Source organism: Streptococcus xiaochunlingii, assembly GCF_006385805.1.
Taxonomy (GTDB): domain Bacteria; phylum Bacillota; class Bacilli; order Lactobacillales; family Streptococcaceae; genus Streptococcus; species Streptococcus xiaochunlingii.
Genome location: NZ_VFSG01000001.1, coordinates 602,106 through 623,343, shown reverse-complemented (window position 1 = coordinate 623,343; position 21,238 = coordinate 602,106). Strand labels below are relative to the sequence as shown.

Sequence of the window (21,238 nt, the reverse complement as noted above, 5' to 3'; positions counted from 1 at the left end):
TGCTTGTACGAGCTACGAAGTAGCATAGTAGAAACGGAAGGCCCACCATATTGAACTAATATAAGTATTAAAAATCCAGTAGACCAATGCAAATTTTGGAGGTGTAGATTATGGCTTCAAGTAAAGAATATTTAGATTTCATTTTAGAACAATTGTCCGAGTTGGAAGAGATATCATATAGAGCAATGATGGGTGAGTATATAATTTATTATCGAGGGAAAATCATAGGTGGAATTTATGATGATAGATTTTTAGTGAAGCCTGTTAAATCTGCAATAGCGTATATGCCGAATGTAGAATACGAATTGCCGTATGAAGGTGCAAAGGAAATGCTATTGGTAGATAATGTTGACAACAAAGAATATTTAACTGGCTTATTTAATTCAATGTATGATGAGTTACCTGCACCAAAACCAAAGAAAAAGAAATATTGACAGAATTCCATTTTGAGTCCTACAAACGCATCACATGTTGAGGCAGTATCACTGCTTGTACGAGCTGAGGCATCAGCGAAGTAGAAGTAGATGATCTGCCCATGCGATAGGACTCGTAGAATGAGGAGGGAATCTGACGAAATGATACGGTAAGTCCGAACCGTCGAGTGTGTAAGTTTGTTAGAAAAACATTTTTAATCTTCATAAGATTTAAAATTAACTACAATAAAAAGGAACTATTATCATGGGAATGTTCGATGATTTTGAGTACAAAGAAAACTACCAAAATGAAGAAAAAGTAATTGAAGTACTTAAAAAGATTTTAAGAGCAATTCATCAAAATAACTATCGAGATATTATGGATTGTGTTGATGGTTCAGAAGTTGATGATGTAAGAGAGTTACTTGAATATATTGACGATTCATTACAATTAAATGATTTTGATAAAATTGATGAATATGGTGTAGAATGTAATTTTCATCCGAATTATGAGTACTCCCAACTACAAGTTTATGAATTTAATGATCAAACCGGCTTTGTTGTTGAATATGCGATGACCTCCGATTCTGAATTAGTAGATTTAACCCTACAATTAGAATTTTTATACAATAATGATGGTTACAAAATAACTTCTGTAGATGTAGATCCTGGATAAACCAAACTTAATTATCTTCGTTATATGATAAATACGTATATTAAGGATAAATAATTTAATTGTAAATTGCTTAAAATATTGGTTAGTTTTTCAAATATTGGAAGAATGAAAGATGTATCTATTGGAATTGTACCAAAATGATTATTCTAAAGATTTAGTCGTGTTTGATTCTTTAGAAGATGGAAAAGACTTTGTATCTAAAATAACTGGATATACTCTAGAAAATGATTTTGTTCAAGGTAATAAAGTAGAAATAACGAACATTTAGATGAAAGGTTTAGAGTAAACATGAGTCTCTTATTTGAAGAATTTAAAACCATTTGTTTACATTTAAATCGAGTCGGAATTACACCGACACTGATGGGTTCTTTGGGATTGGAGTTTAGAACGAAAGAAAATTGGGGGCCGTCTGACATTGACATTCATGTGCCTGGTGACCCTAGAGGTTGGGAAGCACCTGATCATCTCAGAATTTATGAATGGGACAAGATAATGAAAGTGATGAAAGACTTAGGCTACGTCTTAATAGATATTCATGAGCATGAATTCCAAAAGGATAGAGTGAGTGTTGAATTTGGAAGTATCGATTCCTTACTTGATTTTGCAGGAGTTTCGGAATCGGATATAGAGCTTATTCACATTGAAGGCATCGCTTTTCGTCTTCCAAGTCTGGAGCAGTATCTGAGTATTTACAAAGCTTCTTCTCAAGACTCCTATCGAAATGATCACAATAACAATAAGGATTTTAAAAAGATCGAGTGGCTGGAAAGACATTTGTAAATTATCATATGAAAAGTAGTAAGTTGTAAGACTGGTTGCTTTTTTATTTTTATTGGTTATTTAATTTATACTATATTGGCGAGTAATAGAATTAGTAAAGAAAAGGAATTTAAATTATAGAATGGATGTCGTTTCTTTTGGAAGTGGTGATAATCTTTCCATTCTACAGTATCATTTTAAAATGATTTTCATTGCCTTTTGTTTATTAGTATAAAAGCAGAATATTACCACACGTTGAGTGTGTGGCATTGCTTGTGAGAGCTGAGGCATCAGCGAAGTAGAAATAGATGTTCGGCCCATGAATTGTACACCCAAGAAAACGAGTAAGGTGAAGTGTGATTAGCTGCGTGCTAGTGCAAAAGGAATGCCCAACATATTAATCTAATATAAGTATTAAAACGGTGTAGACAAATGCAAATTTTGGAGGTATAGATTATGGCTTCAAGTAAAGAGTATTTAGATTTCATTTTAGAACAACTATCTGAGTTGGAAGAAATAACATATAAAGCAATGATGGGTGAATATATTATTTATTATCGCGGGAAAATTGTTGGTGGGATTTATGATGATAGGTTTTTAGTGAAGCCTGTTAAATCTGCAATAGCATATATGCCAAATGCAAAATATGAGTTGCCGTATGATGGAGCAAAGGAAATGCTATTGGTAGATGATGTTGACAACAAAGAATTTTTAACCGGCTTATTCAATTCAATTTATGATGAGTTACCTGCACCAAAACCGAAGAAAAAGAAATAATCAAATTCGAATTTGTGGAGAGGATTTGAATGAAAAATGCCGTTATATATGTTCATGGTAAGGGTGGTAATGCAGAAGAAGCTAATCACTATAAACAATTTTTGATGACAGCTTTGAAATCATTGGATTTGATTACAAATCATTGAACCCGTGGGATGCTAAAATCGAGTTTATAAATTATTTGCGAAACAATAATAACAATAAATATTTTAAGAAGTGGGTTGTTGATGGAAATACTAGAGGTTATGGAAAACAGGAAAAATTATATTGAGTTGCTATTATTGGCAGATGAGCAGGAGGATATGATAGACCGTTATATTGATAAGGGTAAAATGTATGTACTTGATGATAATGGTATTAAATGTGAGTGTGTTGTAATCGATGTGGGAAATGGCGTACTTGAAATTAAGAATATTGCGACAGTGCCGGAATATCAAGGCAAAGGTTACGCGAAAGCCATGATTGATTTTATTATCACGAAATACAGAGAAGAGTATTCTACTCTGCAGGTAGGAACGGGCGATAGTCCAATGACGATTCCGTTTTATGAAAAGTGTGGGTTTGTGCGATCACATATCGCCCCGAACTTCTTTACAGACAATTATGACCATCCAATATATGAAGGTGGCATTCAGTTGGTAGACATGGTTTATTTGCGGAGATCTTTCTAAATCCCAGTTTGTCTAACTGAATATTAAACTGTTTAAGACACTTACTTATTTCGAAGACGGGAAATGCTAAGGATGTGGATATGTTTCCAATGACTGCGCATGTTGAGGCGGTAAGTTTGCTAGTCAAGGAGTAAAACGACGAAGATTAGCATTTACTTCCGCCCATGCGATAGCTGTCCGTGATTGACAAGTGCTAGCACGCAGACAGAACGGAGATAGCGAACCGCTGAGTGTGTCGCTCTGCTCGTAAAAGCTTAGAAACCTTTGAACGAAAGGGATAATGAAAGCCTTGATTGCAAGGCTTTTTGCTTTATGGTGGGTAAGTATCAGAGTGAGAAAATTTTTGGAATGAGTAGAAGTGATAGCTAGAAATTATCAGTTTCTATTTCCATTTACCCTGTGGGTACGTGTTTGTTTCCATTGACAAGGAGTTTGTGGGAATAGAAATGTACCCACCTTGTTTGAATCAAGTGAAGTGTAGTTGAAGGAAATCTGTTGAAAGCAATACTTCATTTTACCGAATAAGTAATAATTTAGGCAACTTCAAATCGATTAAAAAAAACTATTTTAAAGGTTAAGAGTAGACAAAAATTGTCCACTCTTTTTTGCAAACTCAATTTATCAATAAATGAAATGAGGGAATGTAAAATGAAATATTTTGAGGTTGAGTTAGAAAATCCTGATGAATTTTTAAAACTACAAACAGAAGATTTTGTGAAAGCTAATCGCTTGCTACTAAGGAAGATAATCCAGAGCGTTACAGTCTATGAAGAAAACTTCGTCATATCCTTTAAATCTGGCATCGAATTGGAAGTATGAGTCTCATTCCATAACTTTTATATTGAACATATCATCTTGTTGTGTTATACTATAAATTGATATAAACAAAGATGTAGGAGGAACCGAAACTATGACAGCCTCAATGCGTTTAAGATAAGCTGGCAATAAAAAAAGCAGAATCTATACCCGATGATAGGCTTTTTTGTTGTGCTTATTTATACGATATTGAGCATTCATTAGTTACGGTGAGGATATTGGTTATTTAACTATACCTTTATTTAACTATGTCTTTAATATGAATGTTTCCAAATTGTATGTATGCAGACCAAAAGCCACATTGTGGGGTTTGGCCTGCATTTTTTATTGCCTAGAATGCTATTCAAAATAGAAATTCAAGCAAAATAATATGCAGGAGATAATATAAATGGAAAAATACAACAATTGGAAACGAAAATTTTATGCAATATGGGCAGGGCAAGCAGTATCATTAATCACTAGTGCCATCCTGCAAATGGCGATTATTTTTTACCTTACAGAAAAAACAGGATCTGCGATGGTCTTGTCTATGGCTTCATTAGTAGGTTTTTTACCCTATGCGATTTTGGGACCTGCCATTGGTGTGCTAGTGGATCGTCATGATAGGAAGAAGATAATGATTGGTGCCGATTTAATTATCGCAGCAGCTGGTGCAGTGCTTGCTATTGTTGCATTCTGTATGGAGCTACCTGTCTGGATGATTATGATAGTATTGTTTATCCGTAGCATTGGAACAGCTTTTCATACCCCAGCACTCAATGCGGTTACACCACTTTTAGTACCAGAAGAACAGCTAACGAAATGCGCAGGCTATAGTCAGTCTTTGCAGTCTATAAGCTATATTGTTAGTCCGGCAGTTGCAGCACTCTTATACTCCGTTTGGGATTTAAATGCTATTATTGCCATCGACGTATTGGGTGCTGTGATTGCATCTATTACGGTAGCAATTGTACGTATACCTAAGCTGGGTAATCAAGTGCAAAGTTTAGAACCAAATTTCATAAGGGAGATGAAAGAAGGAGTTGTGGTTCTGAGACAAAACAAAGGATTGTTTGCCTTATTACTCTTAGGAACACTATATACTTTTGTTTATATGCCAATCAATGCACTATTTCCTTTAATAAGCATGGAACACTTTAATGGAACGCCTGTGCATATTTCTATTACGGAAATTTCCTTTGCATTTGGGATGCTAGCAGGAGGCTTATTATTAGGAAGATTAGGGGGCTTCGAAAAGCATGTATTACTAATAACAAGTTCATTTTTTATAATGGGGACCAGTTTAGCCGTTTCGGGAATACTTCCTCCAAATGGATTTGTAATATTCGTAGTTTGCTGTGCAATAATGGGGCTTTCGGTGCCATTTTATAGCGGTGTGCAAACAGCTCTTTTTCAGGAGAAAATTAAGCCTGAATATTTAGGACGTGTATTTTCTTTGATCGGAAGTATCATGTCACTTGCTATGCCAATTGGGTTAATTCTTTCTGGATTCTTTGCTGATAAAATCGGTGTAAATCATTGGTTTTTACTATCAGGTATTTTAATTATTGGCATTGCTATAGTTTGCCAAATGATAACTGAGGTTAGAAAATTAGATTTAAAATAAACAATATTGGAGGAATATTTATGTATCTTATTTTCATGTAACTCTTCCTGCTAAAATCGCAGGGTTTTCCCTGCATACAAGCAAATGAAAGCATGCGATTATAGACAGGAGGAAATGTTATGGAATTAATATTAAAAGCAAAAGACATTCGTGTGGAATTCAAAGGACGCGATGTTTTAGATATAAATGAATTAGAAGTATATGATTATGACCGTATTGGTTTAGTAGGAGCAAATGGTGCTGGAAAAAGCACTTTACTCAGGGTACTTTTAGGAGAATTAACTCCCCCAGGATGTAAAATGAATCGTCTGGGTGAACTTGCCTATATTCCCCAGTTGGACGAAGTAACTCTGCAGGAGGAAAAAGATTTTGCACTTGTAGGCAAGCTAGGTGTTGAGCAATTAAATATACAGACTATGAGCGGTGGTGAAGAAACAAGGCTTAAAATAGCACAGGCCTTATCGGCACAGGTTCATGGTATTTTAGCGGATGAACCTACGAGCCATTTAGACCGTGAAGGAATTGATTTTCTAATAGGACAGCTAAAATATTTTACAGGTGCACTGTTAGTTATTAGCCATGACCGCTATTTTCTTGATGAAATAGTAGATAAAATATGGGAACTGAAAGATGGCAAAATCACTGAGTATTGGGGAAACTATTCTGATTATCTTCGTCAGAAAGAGGAAGAACGTAAGAGCCAAGCTGCAGAATACGAACAATTTATTGCGGAACGTGCCCGATTGGAAAGGGCTGCGGAGGAAAAGCGAAAACAGGCTCGTAAAATAGAACAGAAGGCAAAAGGTTCTTCAAAGAAAAAAAGTACTGAAGACGGAGGGCGTTTAGCTCATCAAAAATCAATAGGAAGTAAGGAAAAAAAGATGTATAATGCTGCTAAAACCCTAGAGCACAGGATTGCGGCCTTAGGAAAAGTAGAAGCTCCGGAAGGCATTCGCAGAATTCGTTTCAGGCAAAGTAAAGCATTGGAGCTCCATAATCCATACCCTATAGTCGGTGCAGAAATTAATAAAGTATTTGGGGATAAGGCTCTGTTTGAAAATGCATCTTTTCAAATTCCGTTAGGAGCAAAAGTGGCGTTAACTGGTGGTAATGGAATCGGAAAAACAACTTTAATCCAAATGATCTTAAACCATGAAGAAGGAATTTCTATTTCGCCTAAGGCAAAAATAGGTTACTTTGCACAGAATGGTTACAAGTACAACAGTAATCAGAATGTTATGGAGTTTATGCAGAAGGATTGTGACTACAATATATCAGAAATTCGTTCAGTGCTAGCATCTATGGGGTTCAAACAGAACGATATTGGAAAAAGTTTATCTGTTTTAAGCGGTGGAGAAATTATAAAATTGTTGCTTGCTAAAATGCTCATGGGTAGATATAACATCCTAATAATGGATGAACCCAGTAACTTCCTTGACATACCAAGTTTAGAGGCTTTGGAAATACTAATGAAGGAGTACACCGGAACTATCGTGTTTATCACCCACGATAAACGATTACTCGAAAATGTAGCAGATGTAGTTTATGAAATTAGAGATAAGAAAATAAATCTGAAACATTAAATTTAAGGTAGTCGCTGGTCAGTATAGTCTGTTCTGGTTGGCGACTCCATTGTTAAAGAGTATAAAGACTTTAGATTTTATGAATATTAAAAATAGGAACAGTCAATTGAACTGCTCCTATTTTTCTGCTAAATATATTGTAGTTTTCTTATATGTATAATGATAGATTAGCGGATTCTCATCTACGGTACTTACTTCAAATATGAAGAAGTGATCGCGGTTATCTCTGGACTTTTCCTTATTGAGGACAAAGTAATTCTTACGTGAAGTCGCCATTGTTTTTAGGATATCATCAGTTAGGAAGGTCAATGGAATATTCATGTTAGAGTAGCGGTAGAAGTCACGTTCAAAATCTTGGTAGCTCTCGCTATAATAGTCCATTTGTAGGTGATTACGCTGAAACTCAAGCTGATTCATAGAGCACCTCCTCGACAAGTTCAATACTAATAATGTCTTTTAATTTCAAATTGATGTGACCTGTTGTAGTTTTTATCAAAATGAAATCTTTGGTCAGACTTGGTATTGTTCCAGTGTAGGAAACACGCTTGTTTTTTTCAATCACTTGAATGCGTGTGCGTAGCTGCCCGGCGTATACTTGACTGAGGAGTAATAATTTCTTCTCTAGTGATAAGTCAGACATGTACGTTACTTTGTTTGTATCATCAGAGAGTGCTGATGCATGTTCAGATAGGAAAAAGCCCATCCATTTTTGCATCTTTGTATCCTGGTACTCTCTTGCTGATTGAAATGGTAAATATGAACGGTCAATCATATCAAATCCTTTCTATGCAGAGGCAAGGGTATTTTTATCAAATTGAATCGTAAAACCTTGAATTCCCCCACCTGTGTAACATTCTTTAAAGCGATTGATTACCTCAGTATAGATTATCACAGATGAGCTTGTTGGCTTAATGCTAAATGTAAATTCCAATGGTAATCGGTTTTCAGATTTAGCATGTACTAGTCGTATCGATATTTCAGTTGTTTTGAGTTTTCTCTGACGAAGTTTTGAAGTTGCTGTTTCAACGATTCCATGTAAAAATCTTTCAAGCATTTCAATATCATTACATCCTTTGCTACGGATTTCTGAAAATTGTACTGTATTTTTTTCTTGTTTCATTTTAATCCCTCCAATCCACCCGCGGAATGACCACCGATAAGTTTACTGCGTTCAATATTTCTGGAACCTTCAGTTAGGACGGTTCCTTTTTGTATGGCTAAAAAACCAAACTGTTCTCTGACAACATCAATAGCTGTCTGAAGTCTATTATCTTTTTCAATTTGTTCTACATCATCAAAGAGTGATAGTAGAGTATAGCTTTCATCTACGAAGCCACTATAAGATACACCAATTTGTCTCACTGCACCAGAGGTGTATTTTTTCGGAATAATACAAGTACATGACTCACCATTGTTTTGGGGAGATTTGCGGGTTCAATTTTATTCTGAGCATTTATAGATTTTTTCATCTCAGTCCTAGAATAGCCAATATGAATAGAAACGACAGTAGTCAATACTAGGGCTACTGTTCCGTTCCACAGTATCATTTAAAAATCATTTTCACACCCTTTCGTCTATTAGTATAGAAGAAAGCTCTCAGCACATGTGGAGTGTATAGCGTTGATACAAAGAGTCAAATCATGAAAAATCCTTCATTTGAAATGATTGTATAAACAGTTGGAATTTAAGGAGAGAAAAATGATTTTAGAAACGGAAAGATTGATTCTTCGCCCATGGGAAGAAAAAGACGCCAATGATTTATTTCAATATGCCAGTAATCCCGAGGTGGGTCCGATTGCAGGTTGGCCAGTACATACAAGCGTTGAAAATAGTAGGGAGATTATAAAAAGTTATCTTTCAGCACCTGAGACATACGCCATTGTTTTAAAAGAAACGATGCAGCCAGTGGGTAGCATAGGACTGATGATTGGCTCTGCAAGTGATAAAGGGATTCCGGATACTGAGGCGGAGATTGGTTACTGGATAGGAGTTCCCTATTGGGGTCAAGGCCTGATACCAGAAGCAGTTCGTGAGATGATGAGACATGGATTTGATGACCTGAATCTGGAGAAATTATGGTGCGGTTATTTTGACGGCAATACAAAGTCGCAGAGAGTTCAGGAAAAATGCGGGTTCCGTTATCGTCATACAAAAGAGAACGTTCCGTGTGCATGGGAAGGTGTTCTTCGTACAGAACACGTAACCTGTCTATCAAAAGAAGAATGGATTTCATTTAAGTAAATCACTGCTTGTACAAGCTGAGTCATCAGCGAAGTAGAAGTAGATGTTTGGCCCATGCGACAAGGTGAGACTGAAGGTTGAGAAGGTGCCCTGGGCATAGGACTCGTAGAATGAGGAGGGAAACCGACGAAATGATACGGTAAGTCCGAACCGCTGAGTATGTGGATCTGCTCTTCCAATCTGAGACAGTCGAAAAGTAGAAAGGGATGGTATTGGTATCAACCAATGAGTAACAAAGTAACAGCGTGATTCGAAACATTTGCTTGTAATTTGAGGAGGAACATCAATATGGATGGAATAACAAAAGATTCTATAAAAATGGCTAAACAAATGAAACAATTATGGCCCCAATTGACCGATAAAGAAGCTATTGATGAAGTAAAAAGATATACGAATGGCAAAAATACTGCAATCTTTACTGAAGTTGAAGGTGACACAATCGTAGGTCTAGCACTATGTTCACTCAGATTTGATTATGTTGAAGGATGTAAATATAGTCCTGTTGGATTCTTAGAAGGGATTATTGTCGACGAGGAATATCGTTTAAAGGATATTGCTAAAAATCTCTGTACAAAATGTGAGGAATGGGCGAAAAATAAAGGATGTAAGGAATTTGCAAGTGACTGTACTTTAACGAATACGGATTCTATAAGATTTCATCTCAATATTGGATTTCAGGAGGCAAATAGAATTATTCATTTTAAGAAAAAATTATAATTTAGAAACGTGAATAAACTTGTTTAAACTTTATGTATCTTTAGAAAGCGTGAAAGATTGGACGAACAAATTTTTTTGATGGGTGGAAATCCGCCGATAAAGAACCACACGATTGTTAATAAAATTGTGTCATCAAGGAAGATCGAAAGAATTGTCATTTTTACAGTTTATCGAGAAAATTGGGAACCGTACATGAAAAAGTACACGGAAGTTTTTCAAAGTCATTTTCCTAACCTAAACACTGATTACTTACTCTTGGACACTGAGCAGATTGATTTTGATAGCTATCTAGATGCTGATGTCATCATCATCGGTGGTGGAAATACGGAAAAGTATCTAGCTACTTATGTCAATCAGGAGTTCAAAAATTATATCGAACGTATGCTGAATAAAGGGGCTAAAGTTATAGGATTTTCTGCAGGAGCCCTATTATTAGGAGAAAAGGTCTATATCTCACCTAATGATCATTCAGATCATCAGATAAAGATAAAGAATGGATTAGGACTCTTTAGTCAGTTTTTAATTAGTGTCCATTATGATTCATGGAATGATAAAGCTAATAAGGATAGAGCTGAAGAACTCGTTAATGTTCCCATAATTCCACTAAATGATCATTCCTGTCTTGTATTGGATAAACTTGGAAATATCATAGAGAAAATTGACTAGTTTTAATCATGCGAATCTGAATCTACGAAACTAAAGTATTAACAAAATGAATAATGAAAAGCCTTGATTATAGGGCTTTTTTTTGCATTTTTGTGATAGAATATAGGTAGTTATAATCGAGAGCAACTAAGAAGCAGAAAAAAATATTATACATAGAATAATAAAAATAAGGAAGATAAAATGACAGAAATTGATAAAAGGAATTTAAAAAATTATCTTTATATTACATTTGGAATTACTTATATAGCTTGGGGGATTCTTGCCATCTTTACTCAATCTCATATTTTGGGATTAGAAACAATTATAGGGAGAATGTTACACATAGTAGGTGCACTTGGACCAGCAATTGCAAGTGGCTTATATTTGAAAAGAAATAATATAAAATTTAAACATTTTGTATTTAGTAAGAAAGAAAATAGTAGTATTTATTTCATTATTCATTTGTTGGCAATTTTGATACTATTTTCTGTATCTTCCTTAGAATTAAACGGAGTATCAATTTATCTGATGCCATTACTCTTTATACAACTAATTTTTTTTGGTGGTGGACATGAAGAATTGGGATGGAGAGGAATATTACAACCATTACTTGATAAAAAATATACTTATTGGCAATCTAATTTGATTGTAGGATCAATTTGGGGGATTTGGCATCTGCCTTTATGGTTTATAGTTGGAGAAAGTCATCAAGGATTTCCTTTTATTTTATTTTTTATATATACATTATTTTTAAGTTTTGTTTTAGGGCTTCTTTACCGTCAAACGAAATCTGTTGGGTACTGTATATTATTTCATGCGTTCGCAAATTTGTTAAATCTCTATTTTGTGTTAAAAATTAATGTTATTTTTATTATCATTTTTATTGGTTATTTGATTTATACGATATTGGCGAGTAATAAAATTAGTAAGTAAAGCAGGTAGAAAAAATGGCTTCAAGTAAAGAATATTTAAATTTCATTTTAGAACAACTATCCGATTTGGAAGAAATAACATATAGATCAATGATGGGCGAATATATTGTTTATTATCGCGGAAAAATTGTGGGTGGAATCTATGATGATAGATTTTTAGTGAAGCCTGTTAACTCTGCAATAGCATATATGCCAAATGCAAAGTATGAGTTACCATATGATGGAGCAAAGGAAATGCTGTTGGTAGATGAAGTTGATAACAAAGATTTTTTAACTGGCTTATTCAATTCAATGTATGATGAATTACCTGCACCCAAACCAAAGAAAAATAAATAATTAAATTGGAATTTGAGGAGAAAAAATGATTATAGAAACGGAAAGATTGATTCTTCGCCCATGGGAAGAAAGAGATGCCAATGATTTATTTCAATATGCCAGTGATCCAGAGGTTGGTCCAAATGCAGGTTGGCCTGTACATACTAGTGTTGAAAACAGTAGAGAGATTATAAAAAGTGTTTTTTCCTCACCTGAGACATACGCTGTAGTTTTAAAAGAAACGATGCAGCCAGTGGGTAGCATCGGATTGATGATTGGATCTGCAAGTGATAAAAGGATTCCGGATACTGATGCCGAGATTGGTTACTGGATTGGAGTTCCTTATTGGGGTCAGGGTCTGATACCAGAAGCAGTTCGTGAGATAATGAGACATGGATTTTATTACTTGAATCTGGAGAAATTGTGGTGCGGTTATTTTGATGGCAATACAAAGTCGCAGAGAGTTCAGGAAAAATGTGGGTTCCGTTATCATCATACAAAAGAGAAGGTTCCATGTGCATTGGAAGGAGTTCTTCGCACAGAACACATAACCTGTCTATCAAAGGCAGAGTGGATTTCAATTCAGTAAATCCCAGTTTATCGAGGTAACCCCTTTTAACGAGTAAAATGAATTTATAAATTTTCTAAAAGAAATAGAAGAAAATTTGTGTGTAACTGCAACGAGTAGATTGCAGTTTTTTATTTTGAATAATTAGTTGAAATAATAAGATACTTCATAAGGGAATGTTTACAAAACGAAATTGCTTATAAAAAATGAAAATAGATTGAAACTTTCTGAAAATTTATGGAAAAACCTTGACATTACATTTTTATTTTGATACTATCATTCTGACTTCGAAGAACAAAAATTCTTTTTGCTTGAGAAGAATAATAAAAAAATTTTAAAAGGAGCTTGTTATGTTATCGTTCAAGAATAATAAAACGATTAAGTATGCCTTGAGAAAAACCTCAGTTGCTTTTGGTTCTGTTGCTGTCGCAACAATGATTGCAACTGCAGGTATTGCAACTGTATCTGCCGATGAAATTTCATCAGCATCAACATCCGTTACTTCGACTACAACAGTAACTGGTGAGGAAACAAAAGAGGTTGCTGTTCCAGAGAAGTTGGAAGAAGCTAAAACTGCTGCAACAAATGAAGGTCTTGAAGTAAAAGAAACAGAGACTAAAAAGCAAGATTCAGAGGAAGCTGCTGCTAAAGATTACGAAAAACAAGTTACTGAAATTAATAAAACTGTAGCTGATTATAAAGCTGAAGTAGCAGCAAATCAAAAAGCTTACGAAAAAGAAAAAGCTGAAGTTGATTCAAAAAATGCTGCTGCACAAGCAAATTACGACAAAGAGCTTGCAGTCTACAACGAAAAACTTACTGCTTATCAAAAGGAATTAACTGAAAAAACAGCAGAAAAAACAGCTGTAGAGAAAAGCAATGAAGAAGCACGTGTTGCTTATGAAAAAGCGCTTGAAGAATATAATACAGCTCTTGCAGCATACAATGCATCTCTAAAAGCAAATCAAGAAGCTACTGAAAGCAATAAATTAGCTCAAGCAGAGTATGAAGCTAAATTAGCCGAATACAAAACTAAAAAAGCTGCTTATGATGAAGCACAAGCTGCTTACTTGATTGAACTCGAAATTTACAACAAGAAAAAAGCACAATACGATGATGCTAAAGATGCCTTCAATAAGATGGTTGCAGAGCGTGGTGGAAATCCTGCAAAATACAAACAAGATTTGACATTCCTCTCTGAAGAACTTGCTGATGGTGAAACAACTAAAATCACACACCAAACAACTGGATTAATAACTTACTTGACAAAAGAAGGTCAAGCTCGTATGTACGGTGATGGTAAAGCTACTAAGATGTATGAAACTAAGAATCTTCAAGATTCTGATGTGACAACTACAAACCCATATGCTAACAATGAAATCGAGTGGGTAGTTGTAAAAGTCGGAGATAAATTTGATGTGACATACACAGGACTTACTCAAGCTAAAATTGTAAAAGGTAGCGAAGAAAAACGTATTGCAAAAGTTGTTTATAAATACGAAGTGAAGAGCCTTCCATCATCAGATGGAAAAGGAATCGTTCAAATTTATAACGATCCAGCGGTTACAATGACAATTGGTAGCTCAACTGATACTGAAAACCCAGTTACAGTTGGTGTTGACATTGAGTTTTATGATGAAAATGACCAATTGATTGATTTGTCACAACACAATGCAATCCTTGCCCTTAACTCACTTAACCACTGGAATGGTGCATCTTATGTTGAAAATGACAAACCTCGTACTCTAGTTGTTGAAGCTAAAGATAGCGAAGGTAATACAGTTCGTGGAACTTGGAATCCATATTCAGATGGAAGTGAACCAAAACTTGATGGTGCAGATGTTGTTGTGAAAAGCGGTAAAGCTGACTTCGGTAGTGCAGAAGTTGACATCAATGCTGATAATCCTTTGAAAATTGTTGCTCAAAAAGCAACATGGGTTGATGATGCCTTCAAAGTAACTGAAGAAACAGCAGTTGATGCTACAACAGTGAACGCATCTGGTGGCGGAAATGGTCACTCAGTTGGTACTGAAGATTACACATTCGGTGATAAATCAGACGTTATCGGTTCTTACACTGTAGACGCTACATCAGGTGTTTTGAGGTACACACCAAAAATGAAACACCAAGATACTCCTCACGTTGAGTCTGTAAACATTGGTGACAAAGAGTTTATTAAACTTCCAAATTCAAGTGTAGACCAAGATTCATCGACAAAAGAAGTATCTGCTAAAGAACAAAACCAATACATGGCTCAAGGTGCTACATTTAATGCAGACTCTTCAAGTGAAACTAAGGGCTGGGATGATCCTAAGAGTCCTTACCTTTACTATGGTGGTGCTGCTGTTATTTTGAAAGATGGTCATCTTGAATTTACAGCAAAAGGTGCTAACGCAACAGGCGAAGCAACTCTCTATTGGTTCTCTATCAACTCAAACGTTGGGTTCCCTCAAGATCCAGGTGAAGAGCCAGTTAAACCAACAGAACCAACGCCTCCAGTTAAACCTGAAAAACCAGAATTGACAGAAGTACCAACTGTTAAAGAAAAACCAGTTCCACCGACAGAACCAGAATATAAAACTGTACCTTTCTTACCAAGTGAACCGGTTAAACCAGAAGCACCTGAGTTGCTGAAGGATCCTGTTAAGAAAGAAACAGAAAAACCAGTTGTTGAATGGAATAAAAATGTTGTGCTTATCAAGAAAAATGAAAAACCACAACCTAAGCCAGAACCTAAGCCAGAGCCTAAGCCAGAGCCTAAGCCAGAGCCATCTAAGAAATCATTGCCAAATACTGGCTCAGTTGAACAATCATTCATGACTTATTCAGCCCTTATTGGTTTAGCTACTGCCGGTTATGCTTTGTCAAGAAAGAAAAAAGCAGACTAGTATTATTACTACCAAAAAAGGTTAAACAACTAATTTATCTAGAGGCTTTAGTCCTATATTGCACAGGACTAAAGCCTTTTAATTTTATTAATAGTTTCTTTATTCGTAACCTTATATTATAATTGGAGATGAGAAAGGGAAGACGGTGATGAAGATGTTAGCAATCAATCCTATTTCGTTAAAAAAAAGAATGACAGAATTTCTGTTTGATTATCTTTTCATTCTAGCTTATTTAGTACTTCTGTTTTTAGGTTCGATGCTTATTTACATTATTTTTTTTAATGGCGTCCCAGAGTTTACAGAAATTCAGTCGCAGTGCCTTGTATTTTTCACCTCTGTTTTGCCAATCACTCTCCTGTTCACATTCTTGGATTATAAAAATGATGGCAGTTTTGGAAAGGCAAAAGCGGGACTGGAACTGGTCTACCAGAAAAAAACAGTGCAGGCTAGCTTGATTAGAAACGTCATCAAATTTTTACCTTGGCAACTCGGTCATATGGGCACGATTCATGGTTTCTATAGTAATTTTGATATGTTATCCATTAGCCTCTCTATTTCGGCGACTCTCCTCGCAGCTTCCTTACTGGCAATGACGCTGTTTAGGAAAGATAAGAGGCAACTTGGAGACCTACTAGCCTGTACACAAGTACAACTAAAAGAAGAATAGAATACAGATTATTTATCCTGTCCTCAAAGAAAAAACACATCGTTAGGAGGTATCTATATGAATGAGAGTGTTGAGTTTACGAATCTTTGTATGGTAAAAAATGGCGATAGAGTTCTTGTTATTAATCGCAAAAAAGAGGACTGGCCAGGCATTACCTTTCCGGGTGGTCATGTCGAAGCGGGAGAATCATTTACGGAAGCAGTAATCCGTGAAGTGAAGAAGAAACTGGTTTAAGAATTGCTTCTCCCCAGATTTGTGGAATGAAAGATTGGGTGGAAGATGGGATTCGTTATGTAGTTCTCTTTTATAAGACAGAAAAGTTTGAAGGAGACTTAATATCCTCTGAAGAGGGGGAAGTCTGGTGGGAGGACCTGAAAGAATTGCCAAACAGAAATCTTTCATTAGAAATGGAAGACATGCTTCGTATTTTCCTTGAAGAAGACCTGTCTGAATTCTTCTACTACCAAGATGGAGAAGTCTAGAAGTACGATTTAAAATGAAGACATTGGGTTATTACTTAATAATGAATTGATGAATGATAAATATCTAAGAGAAACTCAATCATACAATTGTTATCAATAAAACTAATCCTAAAGAAAATCAAATTCAGGTTCGTATTAAACCGAATTTAGCAGATAAATATTTCCAGGACAGTTTTCTTGATTCGAGTTAAAACGTATAGTTATACAAGAGGGATTTTTTTGGTGAAAAATCCCTCTAATTTTTTTGCTAAAATTTAAAATTTTAAGGGAAATAAAAATAGCATAAATATTTGGTATAATTTAGTTTAAAATATTGACTTTAATTGTTAAAAGTAGTACTATATTTTTGAATTATTCTAAATAATTCAACGTATTTAAGAAACGGTGTTGGTTTTTTAAATATGATTATTAAAAAAGTGTAGGAAGAAGGAAATATTTAATGGTGAAAAAGTTTAAAATTAAGCCGTTTTTAATATTTTTTGTCTCGATTCTGACCGTCTTGGGTACATTATTTGCATCAAATAATGTTGCTTTTGCAGATGGGAAAGAATTGACAGGTGTAGTAACTGACATCAGTGTCCTCAATATGTCGGATTCCAAATTGGAACCGAATAGTGATGGTACTTATCAGATTATTACTAATCGTTCAAATCAGTTCTTCGTTCAATTTGACCTGAAAAAATATGATGGCAAATTGGCTAATGGTGATTACTTTGATGTGGATATTCCAACTCCAGTAACCGTCTATAACGGAACAACTGAATTGTATGATAAGGAAACAAAAGTTAATATCGGTACTGTGGTTGTTACTGCTAATGGTGATAACCAAGGCGGTAAGGCTCGTGTTACTTTGAAAAACCTAGATGAGTTTCAAGCCAAAACTGGTGGAGACACCGTCAAGGGTGTGAAAGGTAATTATGCAATTACTTTCCTATTTAAGAGTGACCAAACAGCAACACCGCTTACCTTTGAAAATAAAGGTGTTGGGAAGACCATCACACACACCTTTACTTCTAAGACTGTTGACAGCAAACAAGAAGGTTTCGAAAACTATGCTAAGGTCGGTAACGATGTTGTAAGTAAAGAATGGACTTCAGCTAAGTTAGCAGCTATCGGTTCAGTAGGTAAAGGAGATGTATACTCTCCATGGAGAATTCGTGTTAACACAGGAAGACAAGACTATGGTAAGAACTTAGTTTTGAATGACTTCCTTCCAAATACATCTGAGTTTGCTCCTATCCAGTATATCCCAGAGTCATTGGTCGTTTATTCTTCTGCTACATTGAACGATGGTACTTCTCAAGTTCCTTCTGATGCTAAGAAGATGGTGGAAGGTACTGACTATACTGTAGCTTGGAATGAGAACTATACTCAGTTCAAAATCATCTTTGCTGATGGATCTAAATCGTATTGGGTAGAATACCACACAACAACACCAGGTGATGGAAGAAAAGTTCAAAACGTTATCCAGTTGACTACAGCAGATGGAACTGCACTTACTCAACGTAGTAATCGTACAAATTTAGATTTCAAAGTTGAACGTGTATCTCTTGTAAAAGGACAAATCGAAGCTTCTACAGCATTCAAGATTAAGATCAACAAGACAAATGCCTTCACATTGGTTCCAGTTGCAGGCGCTGTTTATACAGTGAAGTCAGAAGATGGAACTATCACTACAGAATTGACTACAAATGAAAAAGGTGTAGCAATCTCTGATGAGTTTGATCAAAAATATGTCGGTAAGACATTCATCATCAAAGAGAAAACAGCTCCTGCTGGATATACTCTTGATGAAAAAGAATACAAGGTAACTCTTGGAGCTGAAGGTTCTAAGATCAACCTTCAAGATGAACCAATCGCAGCAGATTTCTCAATTACTGCTAAGAAAGTACTTGCTGGAAATCGTCCAGTAGCCTTAAAAGATGGTGAGTTCAAGTTTGATTTGTACAATGCAAATAACTTGACTACTCCAATTGCTTCAACAACAAACAAAGCAGATGGAAGCATCACATTTGAAGGTTTGAAAGCTAAAGGTCCTGGTACCTACAACTATGTCATCAAAGAAAATACCGAAACGAAAGTTCCAGGAATCACATTTGATGAAAACTCATATGAAGTAACAGTTGTTGTTAAAGCTGAAGGTGGAACACTTAAAGCTGAGGTTACAACTCAAGCACCAACTTTTACAAACACATATGAACCATCACCAGCTCGTGCTACATTCAAAGCAACTAAAAATTTAGTAGGTAAAGAACTTGCTAACGAACAATTTGAGTTTGAATTGAGCGAAGGTGGTAAAGTCATTGCAACGTCTTCAAATGGTAAGACAGTCAATGGTGTTGAAGCAGCAACAAATGAAGTAGTCTTCTCAGTTCTCTATACTGAAGCTGGAGACCACGAATATACAATTACAGAAAAAGCTGGTACAGCAGAAGGAATTACTTACTCTAAGGAAAGCTATACAGTTCATGTTAAAGTTGTAGATAATGGTGAAGGTAAACTCGTAGCGACTGTCACAGAAGCTGACGAAGCTCGTGAGTTTACAAATACCTATAAAGCTACTCCAGCAGAAGCTGTCATTAAAGCAACTAAGGAATTAGTAGGTAAAGAACTTACTAAAGAACAATTCGAATTCGAATTGAGTGAAGGCGGAAACGTCATCGCAACATCATCAAACGGTAAAGAAGTTGAAGGTGTTGACGTAGCGACAAATGAAGTAGCCTTCAAACTTTCATACACTGAACCAGGTGAGCACGAATATGTGTTGACAGAAAAAGCTGGATCAGTAGCAGGAGTTGAATACTCTAAAGCAAGCCACACAATCCATGTCTCAGTAGTAGATAATGGTGAAGGTAAACTTGTAGCGACTGTCACAGAACCAGATTCAACTCGTAAGTTTACAAATACTTATAAAGTTTCTCCAACAGAAGCTGTCATTAAAGCAACTAAAGAATTGGTTGGTAAAGAACTTACTAAAGAACAATTCGAATTCGAATTGAGCGAAGGCGGAAATGTTATTGCAACATCATCAAACGGTAAAGAAGTTGAAGGTGTTGACGTAGCGACAAATGAAGTAGCCTTCAAACTTTCATACACTGAACCAGGTGAACACGAATATGTGTTGACAGAAAAAGCTGGATCAGTAGCAGGAGTTGAATACTCTAAAGCAAGCCACACAATCCATGTCTCAGTAGTAGATAATGGTGAAGGTAAATTAGTTGCTACTGTTAAAGAAGAAGATTCAACTCGTAAGTTTACAAACAAATATAAAGCAACACCAGCAGAAGCTGTTATCAAAGCAACTAAAGAATTAGTTGGTAAAGAACTTGCTAAAGAACAATTTGAGTTTGAATTGAGCGAAGGCGGAAATGTTATTGCAACATCATCAAACGGTAAAGAAGTTGAAGGTGTTGAAGTAGCAACAAATGAAGTAGCCTTCAAACTTTCATACACTGAACCAGGTGAGCATGAATATGTGATTACAGAGAAAGCTGGTTCTGAAGAAGGTGTTACTTATTCAGAAGAAAGCTACACTGTCCATGTTTCAGTAGTAGATAATGGTGAAGGTAAGCTTGTTGCAACTGTTCAAGAAGCAGATTCTCCACGTAAGTTTACAAATACTTATGTAACTACAACTACGACAACAACTACAACAACCACGACTACAACAACTGAGGAACCTACCACAACTACAACTACAACAACTGAGGAACCTACAACAACCACAACTACAACAACTGAGGAACCTACAACAACCACAACTACAACAACTGAGGAACCTACAACAACCACAACTACAACAACTGAGGAACCTACAACAACTACAACTACAACAACTGAGGAACCTACCACAACTACAACTACAACAACTGAGGAACCTACAACAACCACAACTACAACAACTGAGGAACCTACCACAACTACAACCACCACACCAACTCCGGAAAATCCAGATAACCATGGTGAAGGTGGTGGTGAAACAACCACAACAACAACCACAACAACCGAGGAACCTACAACAACAACCACTACAACAACTGAGGAACCTACAACCACAACAACTACTACAGTAAGTGAAGATACAACCACAACAACTACTACAGTAAGTGAGGATACAACTACAACAACTACTACAGTAAGTGAAGATACAACTGTAACAACTCCGGATAAACCAGATAACCATGGTTCAGGTAATGGTGATGGTGGAACCACAACAACTCCAGAGAAAACAACTCCAGCACCAGGAAACCCTGGCGGAAATGGAGATGGTAACGGTGGCGGACGCAAAGTCCTTCTCCCAAGTACAGGTGAAGTCGTAGCAAGCGGATTGATCCTTTCAGGAGCAATTGTTCTTTCAGGAGCAGTGTTGTTGAAACGTAAAATTTCAAATAACTAATATATAACTAACTATAGTGTATTAGCGCATTTGATTTAACAAGAAAGTCTCAAGAATATAATTCTTGAGGCTTTTTTATGCGGATA

At 35.8% G+C, this 21,238-nt stretch carries 21 protein-coding genes and 1 pseudogene; 18 read left to right on the top strand and 4 right to left on the bottom strand.

The window, feature by feature from the left end:
• The first annotated feature begins 110 nt into the window (after positions 1–110).
• The 8 genes from FJR71_RS03215 to msr(D) all read left to right on the top strand — a co-directional run bounded on the left by FJR71_RS03215 (position 111) and on the right by msr(D) (position 7,301).
• The gene (locus FJR71_RS03215) at positions 111–434 is read left to right on the top strand and encodes a TfoX/Sxy family protein (RefSeq protein WP_140814080.1); all 324 of its coding nucleotides are present in this window, start codon (positions 111–113) and stop codon (positions 432–434) included.
• A 244-nt stretch (positions 435–678) separates the two neighbouring features.
• The gene (locus tag FJR71_RS03210; RefSeq protein WP_048789076.1) at positions 679–1,089 is read left to right on the top strand and encodes a DUF7668 domain-containing protein; all 411 of its coding nucleotides are present in this window, start codon (positions 679–681) and stop codon (positions 1,087–1,089) included.
• 288 nt (positions 1,090–1,377) lie between these two features.
• Complete coding sequence (locus tag FJR71_RS03205; RefSeq protein WP_140814079.1) at positions 1,378–1,869, top strand: nucleotidyltransferase; 492 nt, start codon at positions 1,378–1,380, stop codon at positions 1,867–1,869.
• A 435-nt stretch (positions 1,870–2,304) separates the two neighbouring features.
• Positions 2,305–2,625, top strand: a complete 321-nt coding sequence (locus tag FJR71_RS03200; RefSeq protein ID WP_070439264.1) for a TfoX/Sxy family protein — start codon at positions 2,305–2,307, stop codon at positions 2,623–2,625.
• Between the two features lie 227 nt (positions 2,626–2,852).
• The gene (locus FJR71_RS03190) at positions 2,853–3,296 is read left to right on the top strand and encodes a GNAT family N-acetyltransferase (RefSeq protein ID WP_049514508.1); all 444 of its coding nucleotides are present in this window, start codon (positions 2,853–2,855) and stop codon (positions 3,294–3,296) included.
• Between the two features lie 648 nt (positions 3,297–3,944).
• A complete protein-coding gene (locus tag FJR71_RS03185; protein WP_000873143.1) occupies positions 3,945–4,115 on the top strand; it encodes a hypothetical protein in 171 nt (56 codons plus the stop codon).
• 385 nt (positions 4,116–4,500) lie between these two features.
• Complete coding sequence (mef(A), locus tag FJR71_RS03180) at positions 4,501–5,718, top strand: macrolide efflux MFS transporter Mef(A) (RefSeq protein ID WP_000417519.1); 1,218 nt, start codon at positions 4,501–4,503, stop codon at positions 5,716–5,718.
• Between the two features lie 119 nt (positions 5,719–5,837).
• Positions 5,838–7,301, top strand: coding sequence for an ABC-F type ribosomal protection protein Msr(D) (gene msr(D) / locus FJR71_RS03175; RefSeq protein WP_000420313.1), 1,464 nt, complete (start codon positions 5,838–5,840; stop codon positions 7,299–7,301).
• Positions 7,302–7,418: 117 nt separating this feature from the next.
• Here msr(D) and FJR71_RS03170 read toward each other — a convergent pair whose 3' ends face one another.
• Genes FJR71_RS03170 through FJR71_RS03155 form a run of 4 tightly spaced genes read right to left on the bottom strand, consistent with a single transcriptional unit; the run spans position 7,419 to position 8,663 of the window.
• Complete coding sequence (locus tag FJR71_RS03170) at positions 7,419–7,718, bottom strand: DUF5960 family protein (RefSeq protein ID WP_001072467.1); 300 nt, start codon at positions 7,716–7,718, stop codon at positions 7,419–7,421.
• Positions 7,705–8,073 carry a hypothetical protein gene (locus FJR71_RS03165; RefSeq protein ID WP_000567222.1) on the bottom strand — a complete coding sequence of 123 codons (369 nt, stop codon included), beginning with the start codon at positions 8,071–8,073 and terminating at the stop codon, positions 7,705–7,707. The genes FJR71_RS03170 and FJR71_RS03165 overlap by 14 nt, the downstream gene beginning before the upstream one ends.
• A gap of 12 nt (positions 8,074–8,085) precedes the next feature.
• Positions 8,086–8,421 carry a DinB/UmuC family translesion DNA polymerase gene (locus FJR71_RS03160; protein ID WP_000806926.1) on the bottom strand — a complete coding sequence of 112 codons (336 nt, stop codon included), beginning with the start codon at positions 8,419–8,421 and terminating at the stop codon, positions 8,086–8,088.
• Positions 8,418–8,663 carry a hypothetical protein gene (locus FJR71_RS03155; RefSeq protein ID WP_001813542.1) on the bottom strand — a complete coding sequence of 82 codons (246 nt, stop codon included), beginning with the start codon at positions 8,661–8,663 and terminating at the stop codon, positions 8,418–8,420. The genes FJR71_RS03160 and FJR71_RS03155 overlap by 4 nt, the downstream gene beginning before the upstream one ends.
• Positions 8,664–8,999: 336 nt before the next feature.
• On the opposite strand from FJR71_RS03155, the gene FJR71_RS03145 reads away from it, so the two are divergent.
• The 10 genes and pseudogenes from FJR71_RS03145 (at position 9,000) to FJR71_RS03095 (ending at position 21,152) form a co-directional block, all read left to right on the top strand.
• Positions 9,000–9,542, top strand: a complete 543-nt coding sequence (locus tag FJR71_RS03145; protein ID WP_070460561.1) for a GNAT family N-acetyltransferase — start codon at positions 9,000–9,002, stop codon at positions 9,540–9,542.
• 288 nt (positions 9,543–9,830) lie between these two features.
• Positions 9,831–10,259 (top strand): aminoglycoside 6'-N-acetyltransferase, encoded by a 429-nt coding sequence (gene aac(6'), locus FJR71_RS03135; RefSeq protein ID WP_070460559.1) that lies wholly within the window; start codon positions 9,831–9,833, stop codon positions 10,257–10,259.
• A 57-nt stretch (positions 10,260–10,316) separates the two neighbouring features.
• On the top strand, positions 10,317–10,925 hold the full coding sequence (locus tag FJR71_RS03130; RefSeq protein ID WP_125330119.1) for a Type 1 glutamine amidotransferase-like domain-containing protein: 609 nt from the start codon (positions 10,317–10,319) through the stop codon (positions 10,923–10,925).
• 180 nt (positions 10,926–11,105) lie between these two features.
• Positions 11,106–11,837: a CPBP family intramembrane glutamic endopeptidase gene (locus tag FJR71_RS03125; RefSeq protein WP_125330118.1), complete on the top strand. Its 732-nt coding sequence runs from the start codon at positions 11,106–11,108 to the stop codon at positions 11,835–11,837.
• A gap of 14 nt (positions 11,838–11,851) precedes the next feature.
• Complete coding sequence (locus FJR71_RS03120) at positions 11,852–12,172, top strand: TfoX/Sxy family protein (protein WP_125330117.1); 321 nt, start codon at positions 11,852–11,854, stop codon at positions 12,170–12,172.
• Positions 12,173–12,197: 25 nt separating this feature from the next.
• Complete coding sequence (locus FJR71_RS03115) at positions 12,198–12,740, top strand: GNAT family N-acetyltransferase (RefSeq protein ID WP_125336051.1); 543 nt, start codon at positions 12,198–12,200, stop codon at positions 12,738–12,740.
• A gap of 329 nt (positions 12,741–13,069) precedes the next feature.
• Positions 13,070–15,607 (top strand): GbpC/Spa domain-containing protein, encoded by a 2,538-nt coding sequence (locus tag FJR71_RS03110; RefSeq protein ID WP_140814078.1) that lies wholly within the window; start codon positions 13,070–13,072, stop codon positions 15,605–15,607.
• Positions 15,608–15,755: 148 nt separating this feature from the next.
• Entirely contained in the window at positions 15,756–16,274 is a 519-nt protein-coding gene (locus tag FJR71_RS03105) for an RDD family protein (RefSeq protein ID WP_140814077.1), read from the top strand.
• A gap of 57 nt (positions 16,275–16,331) precedes the next feature.
• A pseudogene (locus tag FJR71_RS03100) lies at positions 16,332–16,756 on the top strand (NUDIX domain-containing protein).
• 439 nt (positions 16,757–17,195) lie between these two features.
• Entirely contained in the window at positions 17,196–21,152 is a 3,957-nt protein-coding gene (locus tag FJR71_RS03095; protein ID WP_140814076.1) for a Spy0128 family protein, read from the top strand.
• Positions 21,153–21,238: the final 86 nt, after the last annotated feature.

Excerpts from the sequence above, each read along its gene's own strand:
- FJR71_RS03215 (WP_140814080.1), top strand. The coding sequence starts at position 111 with ATGGCTTCAAGTAAAGAATATTTAGATTTCATTTTAGAACAATTGTCC.
- FJR71_RS03210 (WP_048789076.1), top strand. The coding sequence starts at position 679 with ATGGGAATGTTCGATGATTTTGAGTACAAAGAAAACTACCAAAATGAA.
- FJR71_RS03205 (WP_140814079.1), top strand. The coding sequence starts at position 1,378 with ATGAGTCTCTTATTTGAAGAATTTAAAACCATTTGTTTACATTTAAAT.
- FJR71_RS03200 (WP_070439264.1), top strand. The coding sequence starts at position 2,305 with ATGGCTTCAAGTAAAGAGTATTTAGATTTCATTTTAGAACAACTATCT.
- FJR71_RS03190 (WP_049514508.1), top strand. The coding sequence starts at position 2,853 with ATGGAAATACTAGAGGTTATGGAAAACAGGAAAAATTATATTGAGTTG.
- FJR71_RS03185 (WP_000873143.1), top strand. The coding sequence starts at position 3,945 with ATGAAATATTTTGAGGTTGAGTTAGAAAATCCTGATGAATTTTTAAAA.
- FJR71_RS03170 (WP_001072467.1), bottom strand. The coding sequence starts at position 7,718 with ATGAATCAGCTTGAGTTTCAGCGTAATCACCTACAAATGGACTATTAT.
- FJR71_RS03165 (WP_000567222.1), bottom strand. The coding sequence starts at position 8,073 with ATGATTGACCGTTCATATTTACCATTTCAATCAGCAAGAGAGTACCAG.
- FJR71_RS03160 (WP_000806926.1), bottom strand. The coding sequence starts at position 8,421 with ATGAAACAAGAAAAAAATACAGTACAATTTTCAGAAATCCGTAGCAAA.
- FJR71_RS03145 (WP_070460561.1), top strand. The coding sequence starts at position 9,000 with ATGATTTTAGAAACGGAAAGATTGATTCTTCGCCCATGGGAAGAAAAA.
- FJR71_RS03125 (WP_125330118.1), top strand. The coding sequence starts at position 11,106 with ATGACAGAAATTGATAAAAGGAATTTAAAAAATTATCTTTATATTACA.
- FJR71_RS03120 (WP_125330117.1), top strand. The coding sequence starts at position 11,852 with ATGGCTTCAAGTAAAGAATATTTAAATTTCATTTTAGAACAACTATCC.
- FJR71_RS03115 (WP_125336051.1), top strand. The coding sequence starts at position 12,198 with ATGATTATAGAAACGGAAAGATTGATTCTTCGCCCATGGGAAGAAAGA.
- FJR71_RS03110 (WP_140814078.1), top strand. The coding sequence starts at position 13,070 with ATGTTATCGTTCAAGAATAATAAAACGATTAAGTATGCCTTGAGAAAA.
- FJR71_RS03105 (WP_140814077.1), top strand. The coding sequence starts at position 15,756 with ATGAAGATGTTAGCAATCAATCCTATTTCGTTAAAAAAAAGAATGACA.
- FJR71_RS03095 (WP_140814076.1), top strand. The coding sequence starts at position 17,196 with ATGGTGAAAAAGTTTAAAATTAAGCCGTTTTTAATATTTTTTGTCTCG.